A 16,129-nucleotide genomic window follows, 5' to 3' on the forward strand; every position below is an offset into this window, starting at 1 on the left:
GTTTTGACTAACCGTTGCCAGAGTGGCGTAAATCCTGTGCTAGTGAGTAGATTATTTACGCAGGCGTCCGGGGGAATCCATCAGATGTAGCGCCCAGATGGTAAGTCCGATACACAGCGTAATAAGAAAACCGATGGTTTGCCAGAGTGGTACATCGCTGATGCCCAAAAAACCATAGCGAAACCCGTTGACCATATACAAAATAGGATTGAGCTGTGAAACGCCTTGCCAGAACTCTGGCAACACGGTGATCGAGTAAAAGACGCCACCAAGATAGGTCAGCGGCGTTAGTACAAAGGTTGGGACAATCGCTGCATCATCAAAGCCGCGCGCAAAAATCGCATTAACAAACCCGCCTAGGGAAAAAGCAATCGCAGTGAGCAGGAGTACGCAGAGGGTGACCCACCAATGGGTGATATAAATATCGGTGAAAAACATCGCCACCAGCGTCACTAAGGCGCCAACAATGATCCCGCGTAAGACGCCGGCGCTAACATAGCCTGCTAAAATCATCGCGTTAGGCATTGGTGAAATCAGTAATTCTTCTACCGAATTGCTAAAGCGTGCGCTATAAAATGAGGAGACGACATTGCCATAGGTGTTGTTAATCACCGTCATCATAATCAGCCCCGGCGCGATAAAGCTTGCATAAGGAAAGCCTTCAAAACTGCCAATGCGCTGACCGATCAGCTCCCCGAAAATCAAAAAATACAGGGTAGAGGTTACCGCCGAAGGCAGCAAAGTTTGCGTCCATAGGCGGGTAAAACGGCGGATTTCTTTGCGCAGTAGGGTGGTAAAAGCGTGCGTTTGCATGGTTTATTTAAACGGCATCCCACCGCCACCCATTGGTGGCATACCACGCATCATATTTTTCATTTTGCCGCCTTTCATCTTCTTCATCTGGCGCTGCATTTCTTTAAACTGCTTGAGTAGACGGTTGACCGCTGGCACGTCGAGACCGCAACCCGCAGCAATTCGGCGTTTGCGTGAACCCTTGATCAAATCAGGGAAGCGTCGCTCTTGTGGGGTCATCGAAAGAATAATCGCTTCCTGTTGGGCGATTTTTTTCGGCGATAAATGCTGGTTTTTTAGCTCTGCAGGAATATTTTTCATTCCTGGGATTTTTTCGAGCATCTTATCTAAATCAACATTGCGCATTTGTTGTAATTGTTCGCGAAAATCTTCTAAATCAAACGCTTTGCCACGAACAAATTTTTTGGCTAAACGTTGCGCTTTTTTCGCATCGACTTGCTGCTCGATGTCTTCAATCAGACCGAGCATATCGCCCATGCCTAAAATGCGCGAGGCAATACGCTCAGGATGAAACGCTTCTAAAGCGTCGGTTTTTTCACCAACCCCTAAGAATTTAATCGGTTTACCAGTAATATGGCGAATAGATAGCGCTGCACCGCCACGTGCATCCCCATCGATTTTGGTCAACACAATACCCGTCAGCGGCAGCGCTTCATGGAAGGCTTTCGCGGTATTAGCCGCGTCTTGACCGGTCATTGCATCAACGACAAATAAAGTCTCAATTGGGTTGACTGCCTGATGGATGGTCTGGATTTCGCCCATCAGCTTTTGATCGATATGCAGGCGACCCGCGGTATCGACAATCAACACATCAAAAAATTGTTTTTTTGCGATATCGAGTGCGCGTGCAGCAATCGATTCAGGTGCTTCGTCGGTACTTGATGGAATAAAGGTTGCGTTGACCTGTCCTGCTAGGGTTTCGAGCTGCTGAATCGCCGCTGGACGATACACATCAGCGCTGACCACGGCAACTTTCTTTTTCTCATGAATGAGTTTTTTTGCGAGTTTGGCGGCAGAGGTGGTTTTACCAGAACCCTGCAAACCAGCCATCAGGATAACCGCTGGTGGTTGACTGGCGAGATTAAGCGCACTGTTTTCCTCACCCATCGCGCGAGTCAGTTCATTTTTAACGATTTTCAGAAACGCTTGATCTGGCGAGAGCTTTTGTCCAACTTCTTGGCCAATGGCGTGTTCTTTAATCGCGGTAATAATGTCTTTAACCACACTGATCGCGACATCGGCTTCAATTAATGCCATACGCACTTCGCGTAAAGCGTCGCTAATGTTATCCTCAGTGATGCGGCTTTGCCCTTTGAGCTTTTTGATCGTCCCTTGTAGGCGATCACTTAATTGTTCAAACATAATGATGTCCTTCTACGGATTGTTGCGCGTTGCAAAATATTTAGCGCCCAGAGCGCGACTTAAGTTTGTATGTTTTGCAAACGTTCGCATTGGTTTTTGGTGTATTATAACGGCTTAACTTTGACTTTAATACAGGATAACTTCATGCAGCTTTGGCTGCCGATCGCCATTTCAATTGTGTACTTGCTTGCCGCACACGCTTTTTGGCGAACCTCGCGTGCGCGCTTTAATCCATTATGGGCGTTGGGTTTGATGGTGCTCGCCTGCCAAGGCCATGCGTTGGTGCTGATTGGTCAGGTTGGCGAAGGTGAAGCGATCAACCTGTCGATTGTTAATGTGCTGTCAATTTATGGTTGGGCAGTGGCGTGTTTATCGGTGATCTGGCTGTGGCGCGCGAATGTCGCGCTGGCCGGGGTGATGATCTGTTTACTCAATGCCTTGCTGATTGTTCTGCCGCTGCTCTTTCCCACGCAAAAAGCGTTTATGGCCAATCTTGACCAAGGCATGCTCTGGCATATCTTGAGCTCAATTGCCGCCTGGACGGTACTTTCGGTGGCGCTCATTAATGCGCTGCTTTATGGTTGGATGTTCCATCGCTTAAAACAGCGCCAGCTTAGTCGGCATAATCCGATGGCGTTGATTGGTTTTGAGCGAATGATGGTTTGGTTTTCAGTCATCGGCTTTTTACTGCTGTCGCTGTCGCTGTTTTCCGGCTGGCTATTTGTCGAAGACCTGTTCGCCCAGCACTTATGGCATAAAACGCTGTTTACCATCCTCGCCTGGGTCGTTTATGGCTGGTTGTGTTTTGTCTATTTCATCATGCATCAGCGCGGCATGCGTGTGGTGTATATCAATTTTCTCGGCTACGGGCTACTGCTGACAGGTTATGTGATCAGCAATATCATTTTGCAATTTATTGTGCGTTAAGGAGTTTTCGTGGATCACGTTCCCATAGGGATACTGGTATTCTTTCTGATTATTTGTTTATTAATTTCAGCATTCTTTTCCTCTTCTGAAACAGCGATGATGTCGCTTAACCGTTATAAAACAAAGCACCTTGCAGAAGAAGGTCATCGTGGGGCGCAACGTGCGCTGCATTTGTTAAAGCGTCCGGATCGCTTGCTCGGCACGATCCTCTTGGGCAATAATTTTGTCAATATCGTCGCCACATCTTTAGCAACGATTATTGGCATTCGTTTGTTAGGTGATGTGGGCGTTTTGCTGGCAACGATTATCTTAACGATCGTCGTGCTCATTTTCTCCGAAGTCGCGCCGAAAACCTTAGCGGCTATTTCTCCGCAGCGCATTGCTTTCCCAGCGTCTTGGGTGTTGCGTTTTTTGGTGAAGCTGCTTTATCCGCTGGTGGCGATGATCAATATTTTAGTGTTGTTGATTTTGCGTCCGTTTGGAGTGCGCTCGGTGACCGGTGGCGATGAATTGATTACCAACGAAGAGCTAAAAACGATCGTCTTATCGTCATCCACACAATCAATCTCACCAGAACGTCAGGATATGCTGATGGGCGTGCTGGAGCTGGAAGATATTTCGGTTGATGAGGCGATGGTGCCGCGTAACGAGCTTGAAGGCGTCGATTTGAACGACCCTTGGGATGAAATTATCAAACAGATCACCAACAGCCGCCACGGGCGCTTGGTTGCTTATCGGGATAATTTAGACCGTATGGAAGGCATGCTGCATTTGCGCGACATTATCTGGCTGTTTCATGAAAAACGCCTTGATAAGCCATCGCTGATGCAGGCGTTGCGGCCGTGTTTGTATGTACCGGAAGGGACACCGTTGCGCGCACAATTGTTTCATTTTCAACAGCATCGCGCGCGTAGTGCGCTGGTGGTTGATGAATATGGCGATATTCAAGGCCTGATTACCTTAGAAGATATTTTGACCCATATTGTCGGCGATCTGGTGTCGGATCATGACGATGAGAGTCCGGAAATCGTCCATCACCGCGATCAGATTTACCATGTTGAAGGCAGCATGAGTTTACGGCAAATTAATCGTGAATTAGGGCTGAAGTTACCGCTAGATGGTCCGAATACGCTTTCCGGGCTGATCATTGAAACGCTCGGTAACTTCCCAGAAGCTGGCACAGAGGTGCAATTCAATGGCTGTACGGTGCAAGTGATTGATTTTATTGATGGGGTTGTCGGGCAGGCTGAAGTGCATGTCGTCGATGATTTAGGTGATCGCGAGGTTTGAGCAAACGCGCCTGACTTGCAAAGTGCTACGTTCATCCGCACAATAAACGCATACTTAAAAACCGCGAGACTCATGCAACACCCTCGTTTTATGCACGACAACGCTTCATTACAAGCACTCTACGAACAGAACTATACCCTGTTTCGTTTGCTTTTGCCGCGCACCCCAAAAACTGAGTGTTGGCATGTGCTTGAAGCGCCTGAGCGGCGTGAGGTTTATGTGCGCTGTACGGCACAACATGCCTATACCAGCGAATGGCTCTTGGCGCACCATTTTCCAGAGCGTGGTGAACACAGCCTGGCGCCCGATCATTGTATTCGTGTCTATCACGATGCGCGTTTGGTTGAAGCGAGAATTGAAACGCTGCTTGCAGTCAATGCGTGTAAAGCGGTGAAACTACGCCATAACCGTGCGCTGGCTGAATGGCTGGATTATTGCCGTCGTCACGGCTACAAGCTTAATGAGTCACGCGCTTTTTACGATCTACCCAACCACAAGGTCCATCAATGAGCCGTTGGCGGATCATCATGCTGGTGATGATTGCAGTAGGGGTGATCACGCTGATCTTAGGGCTGGTGATGCCGATGATGACGGTGTCAAAAATGGTGGTAGTGAGTAATGAGTTCAGTATCTTATCGGGTATTGGCGCACTGCTCGCTGATAAAACTTTCGGTTTAGGGCTGATTTTACTCACGTTTAGTGTGATCTTTCCACTGGTGAAATTCATCGGTATGGCCGCTTATCTCTATTATTACCCAGCGATTCCTAACGCACTCGTGCATTGGCAGAAAACCTTGAGCCGCTTGGCGAAATTCTCGATGCTCGATGTGTTTGTGGTGGCGTTGATGCTGATGATTGTGAAGCTCGGTTACTTGGTCGAAGTCACCATTCACCACGGTATTTATTGGTTTTCAGCCGCGGTGATTATCTCGATGATTAGCGGGATCTTAATCGAACGTGATATCGCGCAGCGTATTCACGGCTAGAACAATCCAGCACCTGCTGAAAGAGGGCGTTCGCTTAATCAATACAAAGTATCGCTCATTGTTTAGTTATAAATTCAGTTTATACATCGCATAATAATAAGCATTGCTTTTGATATTGCACTTGACAAACACCCGTTTTATGATGAAACCCAACAGCAAAGCGCTTGATGTCAGCAATACAGCATCAGCCATTTACTGTCTTGATTATTATCCTTAACTTCGGGAGTGCCATTATGAGCAAAAGTTTCCAACAGCAAGTCGATGAATTGAAGAAAGATTGGGCAGAAAACCCACGCTGGAAAGGGGTAGAACGCCCTTATAGCGCGGAAGACGTGGTACGTTTGCGCGGCTCAGTTCAGCCAGAACATACGATTGCGCGCCGTGGCGCGGAAAAGCTGTGGGCTTTGGTTAATGGCGAGTCGAAGAAAGGCTATGTAAATTGCATGGGCGCGCTCACTGGTGGTCAGGCGATGCAACAGGCCAAAGCCGGTATTGAAGCGATTTATTTATCGGGTTGGCAGGTGGCGGCAGATGCTAATACGGGCGAAACCATGTATCCGGACCAATCGCTCTATCCTTATGATTCAGTACCAACCGTGGTGCGCCGGATTAACAATACCTTTAAGCGCGCTGATGAGATCCAATGGAAAGCGCAGGTCGACGGCAAGATTAAAGGTGAAGATGCCACAGATTATTTCTTACCGATTGTTGCTGATGCGGAAGCGGGCTTTGGCGGGGTGTTAAATGCCTTTGAATTGATGAAAAACATGATTAACGCCGGTGCGGCTGGCGCGCACTTTGAAGACCAGCTCGCTGCGGTGAAAAAATGTGGTCATATGGGTGGTAAAGTATTGGTGCCAACCCAGGAGGCAGTGCAAAAACTGATTGCTGCGCGTTTGGCTGCGGATGTGATGGGTGTGCCAACCATCGTTTTAGCGCGAACCGATGCTAATGCAGCGGATTTGTTAACTTCAGATGCTGACCCTTATGATGCTGACTTTATTACCGGCGAGCGCTCAAGCGAAGGGTTTTTCCGCACACGCGCCGGCATCGATCAGGCGATTTCACGCGGACTGGCGTATGCGCCTTACGCCGATATGGTGTGGTGTGAAACCGCGACCCCTGACTTGGAAGAAGCGAAAAAGTTTGCTGACGCGATCCATGCAAAATACCCAGATCAAATCTTGGCGTATAACTGCTCACCATCGTTTAACTGGAAGAAAAACTTAGATGATGCGACGATCGCTAAGTTCCAGGAAGAACTGTCAAAAATGGGCTATAAATACCAGTTTATTACCCTCGCTGGTATCCATAATATGTGGTACAACATGTTCGACTTGGCTTATCACTACGCACGTGGTGAAGGGATGAAGCACTATGTGGAAAAAGTGCAGCAGCCAGAATTTGCCGCCGCTGAACGTGGCTATACCTTTGCTTCGCATCAGCAAGAAGTTGGCGCAGGCTACTTTGATGACGTCACCACGGTGATCCAAGGTGGTCAATCATCGGTCACCGCGTTAACGGGTTCAACCGAAGAAGCGCAGTTCTAAGGATGAGGCTTAGCATGCAATGCGTGGGGCATAGGCAGTATCAAGCCAGCATCGATCAGTCGATGGCTGTGAGAGATCATCATTTGCCGGACTGTTCCTTCCCTCTGCATGAGTTCATCGATAAATAGCAACAGAGCAAAGCCCGCCGCGTGTGGGCTTTTGCCTTAGTAAAACCGGGTCATTTTATGCCAATACAACAATGTGCCGAACATATTGCTCATGTGCTGTTAAGTGGCTTTGATCGCCACCACCGTATCTTTACTGAGTACAACCGTCGCGCTGCACAACATTTTCACGACCAAAGTTGGTTGGCGGCCAAGCAAGATGCCCGTGAGCAGGTCGATTTATACGACGAGCGCGTTAGAGAATGTGTGAATATTCTTAGAGAAGAAGAGGATATCAACGAGCTTGATGAAACCTTATGGCCGAAGGTGAAGCGCCATTACATCAACCTCCTTTACAACCATTTACAGCCAGAGCTGGCAGAAAGTTTTTTTAATTCGGTGTTTTGTAAACTCTTTAACCGCCGCTACTACAACAACCAATATATCTTTTTTCATCAAGCAATTAACACCCAGCATATCGAATGCGAGCAGCCCGATTATCGTGCGTATTACCCCGAACAAACCGGGATGAACGAAGAAATTCGTCGCCTGCTTGAGGAATTGCCGCTCGATTTGCCTTTTGCCGATATTGAACGCGATATCGCCAATATTGCCTCGGTGGTTGACTTAACCTTAGAACAAAAACACCACAGCAGTCATTTGCAGCTACAAATTTTAACCCCGATTTTTTATCGCAATAAAGGTGCGTATGTGGTCGGGCGGATTCTCAATAATGCACGTAAAACGCCGCTGGTAATCGCGGTGTTACAAAATGCGCAGGGCGAGTGTTATGTGGATGCGGTGCTGACCAATCCTGACGATGTGTCACATATTTTTAGCTTTACCCGCGCCTATTTTAAGGTCGATTTTCCAGTGCCGTCGGTGTTGGTGCAGTTCATGCAAAGCATTTTACCCACGAAAAACTTAGCCGATTTGTATACCGCGATTGGTTTTCATAAGCAGGGTAAAAACGAATTCTATCGCGCTTTTTTATACCATCTGCGCCATTCCAGCGATTCCTTTATTATCGCACCTGGTGAAGAAGGGATGGTGATGATGGTGTTTACGCTGCCATCCTACCCTTATGTGTTTAAGATCATTAAAGACAAATTCCACCCCAATAAAAAAGTCACTCATGCCTTGGTCAAACAGCGCTATCACCTGATTAAACAACTCGATCGCGTTGGGCGTATGGCCGATACCTGGCAATTTTCCTACGTGGCATTTCCTCGAGACCGATTTAATGATGAATTACTTGAGAAGATTGAAGCGACGTGTGCGGAGAATATTATTCACGAAGACGATAAGATCGTCATCAACCACCTTTATATCGAGCGACGCATGACGCCACTCAACCTCTATCTACGCGATTTAGACACCGAACACAGCGCGAAAATCCTCAAAGATTATGGCAAAGCGATTGAAGAAATTGCCGCCGCGGGGATTTTCCCCGGTGATTTATTGCTGAAAAATTTTGGTGTGACGCGCCATGAGCGGATTGTGTTTTATGATTACGACGAGATCGTGCCGATTGAAGAATGCCGTTTTCGCCGCATCCCGCCGCCGCGCACACCCGAGCAAGAGATGGCCAGTGAGCCTTGGTATTCGATTGGTGAGAATGACGTTTTTCCCGAAGAATTTCGCAGCTTCTTGCTCAACACAGAAACCTTACGCCACACGTTCAGCAAAGATTTCCCGCATTTGATGCGTGCGGACTATTGGCAAGACGTGCAAAACCGCATCAACGATGGCGAATTATTGGATGTTTATCCCTACGATGACCGCCGTCGCTTTTCTATCCCGACAGGAGAATCCTTATGAGTACTATCATTGCCACCGCTGATTTGTGTGATGATTTTGAGCGGGAAGTGCAAATTTGTGAGCCGATTTGGCACAGCTTTGGCCAAAATATTGCCTTTCATGGTGTGATTGAAACGGTGAAATGTTACGAAGACAATTCAGTCGTGAAATCGATTTTAGCCGAGAAAAACGGCGATGGACGGGTGTTGGTGGTTGATGCTGGTGCGTCAATGCGTCGCGCGCATTTAGGCGATAATTTAGCACAGCAAGCAGTTGATGGCGGCTGGGTTGGTGTGATTGTCTATGGGCTGATTCGTGATAGTGCGATTATTAATACGTTACCGATTGGCGTGAAAGCACTGGGCACGCATCCACTAAAAACTGAAAAGCGTAATGAAGGGCAGCGTGGTGTCGCGCTGCATTTTGCTGGGGTGCAGGTTAAATCAGGCGATTACTGCTACGCCGATAGCGATGGGATTATTTTCGCTGAGCGTGCGTTGCACAGCGATTGATTGGCTAGCGTCATCTTACCAACTCAATAGGGCGATTTGCGCTTGCTTAATCGCCTGACCGAGTTCATTACCGCTAAATCCTTGCTGCTGTAGGCTCTGGATGTCTAGGGCGTGGCAAGCCTGCATGGCACGAATAACCGTCGTGTACTGCGGATCTTCAATACCGAGGACGCTTAGGAGTTCGGCTAAATCACCATCCTGACGCAGGCTACCGCTGTGTTTTAACACCGCCCATTTATCACTCGCTGTCGCTTCAGACCAGTTGCGCACGGTATGTGCGTGGCTAGCGAGCAGTTTAATCCAATATTTCACTGGATTCGGTAGTGGTAACACGTGTGATATCGCCGCAGCACAATCAGAACATGGCAGTAGCCACGCTGCTAAACGTGGTGCGATCCGCGCGCTGTGTTTGCTTGCGGTTTGCAGGCTGTGCTGCATCTGTTGTTGTGTGGCAGCGTTTGGTGTGGTCTCAGCGAGTAAGACGTTTAGTGCATCAATCTCTGCTAGAGTTGTGAAAAAATGCCATGGCTCATCGGTGTTAAGCGCTTTTTCGCATTCCCCCATACCCGTTCAGCGGTTAACTCGCTCAATTCACCGCGCGCGACCATCTCTTTAGCTAGGGTGAGTGTTTCAGGAGCAATACTAAAGCCGAGTGGGGCAAAGCGTGCGTAAAAACGCAATAGACGCAATACCCGTAGCGGGTCTTCAGAGAATGCCGGGCTCACGTGGCGCAAGATGCGGTGCTCGATATCATTAATCCCGCCATAAGGGTCGGTTAGTGCGCCATTTTCATCTTCAGCAATCGCATTGATGGTGAGATCACGGCGCTGTAAATCTTCTTCAAGGCTGACCTCAGAGCTATAAGCAAAGGCAAACCCTTGATGACCACGCGCTGTTTTACGCTCCATACGCGCAAGGGCATACTCTTCACCAGTTTTAGGGTGTAAGAAGACGGGGAAATCGTGTCCTACTGAGCGAAACCCTTGGGCGAGAAGTTGTGCTGGTGTAGCACCGACCACCACAAAGTCGCGATCTTTCACCGCCAAACCGAGTAATCGATCGCGTACCGCACCGCCGACTAAATAAATCTGCATGGTTGTGTTTGCGTCTGATACTTAAGCGCACCATAATATCAATTTAGCGTCTATGAAGGGAAATATGCTGCGTTTTGCGAGGCTCACATTGATATTAACCGCTGTGTTGGTTGGTCGTATAGGACTGACACAGGTGGTGATTGATGCAGGTCATGGTGGGAATGATGCTGGCGCAACCGGCTTCTGGCAAGAAGATATGGTATTTGAAAAAGATCTGACCTTCGCGGCGAGTGTTGCTTTAGCTGAAGCACTGGAGCTGCGCGGTATTTATGCCTACCAAGCCCGACAAGGGGATCAAACCCTGCCGTTATCTGAGCGTGTGGCGCGTGCCACGAGGCATTGCCCGGGTGGGTTGTTTATTAGTTTGCATGTCGACACGTTTACCGATTCACAAACCACCTCCGGGGGTATGCGATTCTTTAGTCTCAATGATCGTGGGATCAAACAAACGTTGCCTGAAGATGTGAACCCTAAGCGCCTAACACGCTATCGTGAACACGCCGAGCGCGTGAGTGCACAGATGATGAATTATTTACATGACGCACAATGGCGCTATTTTGCAAAAATTGAACGGCGTAATTTCCAAGTGTTACACAACACCGCATGTCCAGCGATACTGGTTGAATTAGGGATGATGAATAACAAGCACGATATGGCGTGGTTAAATGATCCTGATAGATTAGCTCAACGCATGGACGGATTAGCCCAAGCCGTGCAATACTATCTGCAATCAGAGAAGGAGTTATGATGAGTGTTCCACTCGTACTCAGCGCGGTGGCTTTTGGTGGGGCTTTAGGTGCATTGGCACGTTATGGGCTGACGCTGTGGCTGGTAGCTAACCTCTACCGGGAAACCTTTTGGGCGACACTGAGTATTAATCTGATTGGTTGCTTTGCCATCGGCATGATTAGCGCGCTATTACTGCAATATAAGCCACATCCTGCATGGACGCTGCTGTTACTCACCGGGTTTTTGGGCAGCTTCACTACCTACTCAACCTTTACCCTAGATGCACTGATGCTTTGGCAAAAAGGTGCGTTCGCTTTGGCCTTCACCCATTTAGCAACGCAACTCATTGGTGGCTTTATCCTGTGCTTTGCAGGGCTGGCGAGCGGTCAATGGCTGATCAGTACGTTTTCTGGGCTTAAATAATCTGCCTGTTCGCATGAGGCCGCTTAGTCTTGGTCGACCAATTGACCACGCACTAAATGATGACAACGATCCATTTTTGCCGCGAGTTCTAGATCGTGGGTGACAATAATCAGCGCCCCTTGTTGCTCAGCAATGATTTCCTGCATTAAGGCAAATGCAGCGGTTGCGCTGTCCTGATCAAGGTTACCGGTTGGTTCATCAGCGAGTAAGCAGCTCGGTTGATTGACCAAGGCGCGCGCAATCGCCGTACGCTGACGCTCACCACCAGAAAGTTCACTCGGCAGGTGCGTCATTCGCTCACACAATCCAACGCGATCAAGCAGCTTCTCAGCAGCTTTTAATGCGTCTTTACGGCGTGTGCCACGAATGAGTAATGGCATGGCGACGTTTTCATGGGCGCTAAACTCTGGCAGCAGGTGATGGAATTGATACACAAAGCCCATCAGTCGATTACGCAGCTGGGTGCGTTTACGGTCGCTGGCGCCATTGATCCGTTCACCACACACCGAAACCTCACCACTTTGTGGTATATCTAGTCCAGCAAGAATATGCAGCAGGGTGCTTTTTCCTGAGCCAGACGCGCCAACAATCGCGAGACTTTCGCCAGCACGAACCTGCAGCGAAAGATCGTTTAGGATCGGCAGTTGCTCATAGGCAAAATTTAATCCCTCAGCCTGAAGAATGTACTCGCTCATGCTTACTCCTGGCTCAAGGCGCGTGCTGGTTCGGTTTTAGCGGCAAGGTGCGCCGGTATCACCGAGAATAACAGGGTGAGGATCAGGGCAACCGCGCTGACGCCAATAATCACATTAGGATCAATTTTCGCACTGAGCTCCTCAATGAGATACATCGTTTTTGGCAAGGCGTAGCCGGTTTGGCGCTGTAAGAAATCCATAATCGCTGGGATATTGAGCGAAATGATTACCCCAAGCGAGACACCAAGCAGCGTACCAATCCCGCCAAAAATCATCCCTTGGGTGAGAAACAGCCGGCGGATGTTGTTGCGCGTCATGCCCATAGTGCGCAAAATCGCAATATCGCGGCGTTTTTCATTCACCACCATATACATCGATGACAGCAGACCAAACGCAGCGACCAGGATGATCAGGCATAAAATGATGAACATCGCGTTTTTCTCAGTTTGTACGGTGCTGAAATATACCGACTGATCCAAACTCCAGTCGCTGGCATACACATTGCCAGGCAGCTTGCTTTGTAAGCGTCCGCGCACCAGTGGTGCTTTTAAAGGATCATCGAGCATGATCACATAGCTGCTCGGTTGCGGCGGCAGGCGCAATAGTTTGCCCGCGTCTTGTATATTGGTTAGCGCAAGACTGCTATCAAACTGGATGTGGCCGCTGTGAAAAGTCCCGATTAAGGTAAAGCGTTTCAACCGCGGCATCAAGCCGGCCGCTGAGGCGGTGACCTCTGGTACGATAATCGTGATCTTATCACCAACTTCAGCGCCAATTTTGGTGACCAGTTCTGAGCCTAGGATCAAATTAAAACTTCCTGGGGTGAGCTGTTCACGCACTTCTTGCGGTACTTCAGCAAAGGTTTCGGAAACGCCGCTTTGTTGCTCAGGGTCCACGCCTTGTAACAATACGCCTTGGAACGATCGACCATCGCCAATCAACCCTTGACCTTGAACGATCGGTGCAAAAGAAACAATATGCTGCTCATCGCTCAAGTAAGGCGTTGGATCAAAGCCAGCAGGCATGGTTGTAGCAAAGCTTGGCCGGATAGAGGCATGGGCCGTCATTGAGAGCATTTTATCGCGTACTTGTGAGACTACGCCGTTCATCACTGATAACACAACGATGAGTGCAGCAATACCGATGGTGATGCCAATAATGGCTAAGATGGCGTTTAAACCAATAAATGAGCTGCCACGCCGCGCATAAGCGTAGCGTAAGCCAATCTTTGCCGGGAGTGCATTCATGGTTTATTCAGCCAGCAGTTGATCGAGCTCACCAGAATCGTTCAAGGCTTCTAATTCGTCAAAACCGCCGACATGAGTGTCACCAATAAATACCTGTGGCACGGTGGTGCGGCCATTGCTGCGCTCAATCATTTCATCACGGCGTTCTGGCTGCTGTAGGAGATTAATTGCGGTGTAATGGACGCCTTTGTCTTCAAGAAGAAAATGGGCGTTCTGGCAATACGGACAGGTAGGCTTGATGTACATAGTGACTGGTTTCATAACGACCTCGCTTACTTAACTGTCGGTAAATTTTCTTGGATCCAGGCATCCATACCGCCAGATAAGATGCTGACGTCGCTGTAGCCGTTTTGATGCAACCACTTTGCTTGATTGCGCACAGCAATCCCCGTTTTGCACACTAAAATGATCGCTTTGTCTTTTTTGAGTTTCATTTTTTCCGCAAATTGCTCGGCGGGGATGTTTTTAGCCCCAGCAATATGGCCATTTTTAAACTCTGCTGCTGGGCGAGTATCGATGAGGCTTGCGCCTTGGTTGGCTTGTTGGGCAGTTTGTAGAGGCGAGAGCGACTTGCCGGAGGCGCTTTTGTTGCGCAGCTCATAAACAATAATCGCGATAATCGCTGCAGCGAGAATTAAAAATAAAATCAGGTTTTCCTGAGCAAATTGGCTAAATGACATGATTGTCGGGTCCGTGAATAAACTACAAAGCGCGGATTATAGCGAAAACCTGCCTAAAATTATATAAGCGGTTAGATGAACAAGGCTTTAAGATATTTTTTGCGCGAGGGATTTTAGCAGGGTGAGGTAGTTTTGATGAATCTCGCTGATCGTGTTCCAAATCGTGTCTTCACCAAGAATCGAGTAAGTGTTCGGAGCAACGGCTTCGTCAAGCGCATGTTGTTGTGCCTCGCTTAAACAGTCGGATTCAACTAGCGCTAACCAGTGATCTTGATAAAACGTGCTTAACGCCTGGTAGCGCTGATCAATGCGCTCTAAGGTTTCAACAAAAGCACGGAGTTCCACAGCATCCTGAGTGAGCTCGGTGTATAGGCGCTGCATTTCTAATAAAGTGTTAAAGGCTTGATCGTTCATAAGACCCCCATAATGCGTTAATGCGCTGTATTATCGTTGATTACTCGCTAAAGTGATAGCTGATTTAGATGCTCAGCGTAGCCTTCTGCGCGGAGTGCTTTGCGAAAATAAGCCGGTTGGGCATTAATCAGCTTGACCAGTGTATTGCTAATTTCACGCACTTTAGCTTTACTGAGTTGTTCGCAGGCAAACGCTCGATACCACATGAGGAAAATCGCCCGTTGACGATTATCGCCACAGCGTTTTAATTTTTCTAGGGTATTGGTGTAGAAGCGCTCATTGCTCGGGTCCATACCTACCAGAGAAATTTTGTTTTGTAATTCATTGCGTTGATCTTTGCTGAGTGAGAAATAGAATTCGGTAAAGTAGATATGATCCCAAACAGAATGATCGCCACAATGGAATTTATCTTCAAAATTAATCAGCAGTTGGTAGCAGGAAAACACATCTTGTTCGTTGGTTAAACCCAGCGGCAATAATTCTTGTAAATGCAGCGCCATATTGGCGATGAAATCCATCAGCCGATCGCTGTTGTTAATGCGAATAGCGCTAAAAATAGCCTCTTCAAAATGATATAGCGCCTGCTCATGACACCAGGCATATTGTTCAGGGTCTGATAATATTTTGCGACGCAGCAGAAGGGCTTGTAAGTTGTGCCAGTACATTATTGATACATTATCAGGATGATCGAAGCTTTGCGGTTTGGGCATCGTTTCAAGCAAGGCGGCATAATTGAGTGCCGGTGCACGGCCGTATTGTGTGTTCGCTAACCAATAATACGCTAAATTCGTTACGCTCTGATCGTAGGTTTGTGCGGCATAGTCGAGTATTTTATGGATGGTGGCTTGGGTTTCATCGCTGCGGCCTAAATAATGCAGGAGACGAATACGGCGAAAATCAATGATCGCGTCAAGCATCGGACGGGTAGGGAAGGTTTCACAAGCTGAGAGATGTTCAAGCGCTTCATTGAGGTGACCATCGCGCAAAAACACATCTGCGCTTAAAAAATGTGAGAGAAACTGACACAGTACGGAGGGTTGATAGGCTGCCTGTTGCTCCGGGTAATAAAAATAGTGGCTTTTTTCGGCTGAGGAATGCGTGCTTGTATGGCGGTCGTTTTTCTGTAGGGTCACCGGAGACGATAATGTCCAAGGGCCTGTTGAACGGCGCTGTTTGCGTGGCAGGATGGCAACGTTTAATTGTAATGCGCTAAAAGCCTGATCAAGGTCTTGCGCAAGGCGCAACATTTGGTTGCGGTGTAGGCGAAAGGTGGGTTGGTGTTGCTGGATGGCGGTGGTTAATGCTTCTGCGCTGACTGAACCATTGTGTTGGCTGCACTCGGCTAATAATGTGAGTAATAGTCCGGAGTGGTGGCAGCTCAAAGTCGCTTGCAGCCCAGTTTTAAGACACCGTAATATGTTATTGCTGTGTTCTACCCTAATCAAATCCATTTGTTTTATGCCAAAGTTGTCAAAAAAGCGTGGTACTGATCAGCGTGCGGAT

Annotated in this window: 19 protein-coding genes; 9 read left to right on the forward strand and 10 right to left on the reverse strand. The window is 48.2% G+C overall.

Features of this window, described 5'->3' with window-relative positions:
- Window positions 1-51: 51 nt before the first annotated feature.
- Window positions 52-813, reverse strand: coding sequence for an ABC transporter permease (locus L0B52_RS08440; RefSeq protein ID WP_235064285.1), 762 nt, complete (start codon window positions 811-813; stop codon window positions 52-54).
- 3 nt (window positions 814-816) lie between these two features.
- A complete protein-coding gene (ffh, locus tag L0B52_RS08445; RefSeq protein ID WP_235064286.1) occupies window positions 817-2,175 on the reverse strand; it encodes a signal recognition particle protein in 1,359 nt (452 codons plus the stop codon).
- Window positions 2,176-2,319: 144 nt separating this feature from the next.
- On the opposite strand from ffh, the gene L0B52_RS08450 reads away from it, so the two are divergent.
- The 7 genes from L0B52_RS08450 to rraA all read left to right on the forward strand — a co-directional run bounded on the left by L0B52_RS08450 (window position 2,320) and on the right by rraA (window position 9,344).
- A complete protein-coding gene (locus L0B52_RS08450) occupies window positions 2,320-3,102 on the forward strand; it encodes an inner membrane protein YpjD (protein WP_235064287.1) in 783 nt (260 codons plus the stop codon).
- A gap of 9 nt (window positions 3,103-3,111) precedes the next feature.
- Window positions 3,112-4,392: an HlyC/CorC family transporter gene (locus tag L0B52_RS08455; protein WP_235064288.1), complete on the forward strand. Its 1,281-nt coding sequence runs from the start codon at window positions 3,112-3,114 to the stop codon at window positions 4,390-4,392.
- A gap of 72 nt (window positions 4,393-4,464) precedes the next feature.
- Window positions 4,465-4,902, forward strand: a complete 438-nt coding sequence (locus L0B52_RS08460; protein ID WP_235064289.1) for a DUF1249 domain-containing protein — start codon at window positions 4,465-4,467, stop codon at window positions 4,900-4,902.
- Entirely contained in the window at window positions 4,899-5,378 is a 480-nt protein-coding gene (locus L0B52_RS08465; RefSeq protein WP_235064290.1) for a paraquat-inducible protein A, read from the forward strand. Before L0B52_RS08460 ends, L0B52_RS08465 begins: the two co-directional genes overlap by 4 nt.
- Window positions 5,379-5,611: 233 nt before the next feature.
- The gene (gene aceA, locus L0B52_RS08470; RefSeq protein WP_235064291.1) at window positions 5,612-6,928 is read left to right on the forward strand and encodes an isocitrate lyase; all 1,317 of its coding nucleotides are present in this window, start codon (window positions 5,612-5,614) and stop codon (window positions 6,926-6,928) included.
- A 185-nt stretch (window positions 6,929-7,113) separates the two neighbouring features.
- Window positions 7,114-8,853, forward strand: coding sequence for a bifunctional isocitrate dehydrogenase kinase/phosphatase (gene aceK, locus L0B52_RS08475; protein WP_235064292.1), 1,740 nt, complete (start codon window positions 7,114-7,116; stop codon window positions 8,851-8,853).
- Window positions 8,850-9,344, forward strand: a complete 495-nt coding sequence (gene rraA / locus L0B52_RS08480) for a ribonuclease E activity regulator RraA (RefSeq protein ID WP_235064293.1) — start codon at window positions 8,850-8,852, stop codon at window positions 9,342-9,344. Before aceK ends, rraA begins: the two co-directional genes overlap by 4 nt.
- A 15-nt stretch (window positions 9,345-9,359) precedes the next feature.
- Here rraA and L0B52_RS09650 read toward each other — a convergent pair whose 3' ends face one another.
- On the reverse strand, window positions 9,360-9,908 hold the full coding sequence (locus tag L0B52_RS09650) for a hypothetical protein (protein ID WP_311195335.1): 549 nt from the start codon (window positions 9,906-9,908) through the stop codon (window positions 9,360-9,362).
- Window positions 9,848-10,438 (reverse strand): hypothetical protein, encoded by a 591-nt coding sequence (locus L0B52_RS08485; RefSeq protein ID WP_311195336.1) that lies wholly within the window; start codon window positions 10,436-10,438, stop codon window positions 9,848-9,850. Before L0B52_RS08485 ends, L0B52_RS09650 begins: the two co-directional genes overlap by 61 nt.
- Window positions 10,439-10,502: 64 nt before the next feature.
- On the opposite strand from L0B52_RS08485, the gene L0B52_RS08490 reads away from it, so the two are divergent.
- Both L0B52_RS08490 and L0B52_RS08495 read left to right on the forward strand, forming a co-directional pair.
- Window positions 10,503-11,186 (forward strand): N-acetylmuramoyl-L-alanine amidase, encoded by a 684-nt coding sequence (locus L0B52_RS08490; protein ID WP_235064294.1) that lies wholly within the window; start codon window positions 10,503-10,505, stop codon window positions 11,184-11,186.
- A complete protein-coding gene (locus L0B52_RS08495; protein ID WP_235064295.1) occupies window positions 11,183-11,590 on the forward strand; it encodes a CrcB family protein in 408 nt (135 codons plus the stop codon). Before L0B52_RS08490 ends, L0B52_RS08495 begins: the two co-directional genes overlap by 4 nt.
- Before the next feature lie 23 nt (window positions 11,591-11,613).
- Here the strand turns inward: L0B52_RS08495 and L0B52_RS08500 are convergent, their stop codons facing one another.
- The 6 genes from L0B52_RS08500 to L0B52_RS08525 all read right to left on the reverse strand — a co-directional run bounded on the left by L0B52_RS08500 (window position 11,614) and on the right by L0B52_RS08525 (window position 16,008).
- Window positions 11,614-12,285: an ABC transporter ATP-binding protein gene (locus L0B52_RS08500; RefSeq protein ID WP_235064296.1), complete on the reverse strand. Its 672-nt coding sequence runs from the start codon at window positions 12,283-12,285 to the stop codon at window positions 11,614-11,616.
- Window positions 12,286-12,287: 2 nt separating this feature from the next.
- Window positions 12,288-13,532: a lipoprotein-releasing ABC transporter permease subunit gene (locus L0B52_RS08505; RefSeq protein ID WP_235064297.1), complete on the reverse strand. Its 1,245-nt coding sequence runs from the start codon at window positions 13,530-13,532 to the stop codon at window positions 12,288-12,290.
- 3 nt (window positions 13,533-13,535) lie between these two features.
- Window positions 13,536-13,793, reverse strand: a complete 258-nt coding sequence (gene grxC / locus L0B52_RS08510) for a glutaredoxin 3 (protein ID WP_235064298.1) — start codon at window positions 13,791-13,793, stop codon at window positions 13,536-13,538.
- 11 nt (window positions 13,794-13,804) lie between these two features.
- On the reverse strand, window positions 13,805-14,212 hold the full coding sequence (locus tag L0B52_RS08515) for a rhodanese-like domain-containing protein (protein ID WP_235064299.1): 408 nt from the start codon (window positions 14,210-14,212) through the stop codon (window positions 13,805-13,807).
- An 87-nt stretch (window positions 14,213-14,299) separates the two neighbouring features.
- Window positions 14,300-14,626, reverse strand: coding sequence for a DUF4298 domain-containing protein (locus L0B52_RS08520; RefSeq protein WP_235064300.1), 327 nt, complete (start codon window positions 14,624-14,626; stop codon window positions 14,300-14,302).
- A gap of 47 nt (window positions 14,627-14,673) precedes the next feature.
- On the reverse strand, window positions 14,674-16,008 hold the full coding sequence (locus L0B52_RS08525) for a hypothetical protein (protein WP_235064301.1): 1,335 nt from the start codon (window positions 16,006-16,008) through the stop codon (window positions 14,674-14,676).
- Between the last annotated feature and the right edge of the window lie 121 nt (window positions 16,009-16,129).

Source organism: Suttonella sp. R2A3, from assembly GCF_021513215.1.
Taxonomy (GTDB): domain Bacteria; phylum Pseudomonadota; class Gammaproteobacteria; order Cardiobacteriales; family Cardiobacteriaceae; genus JAHUUI01.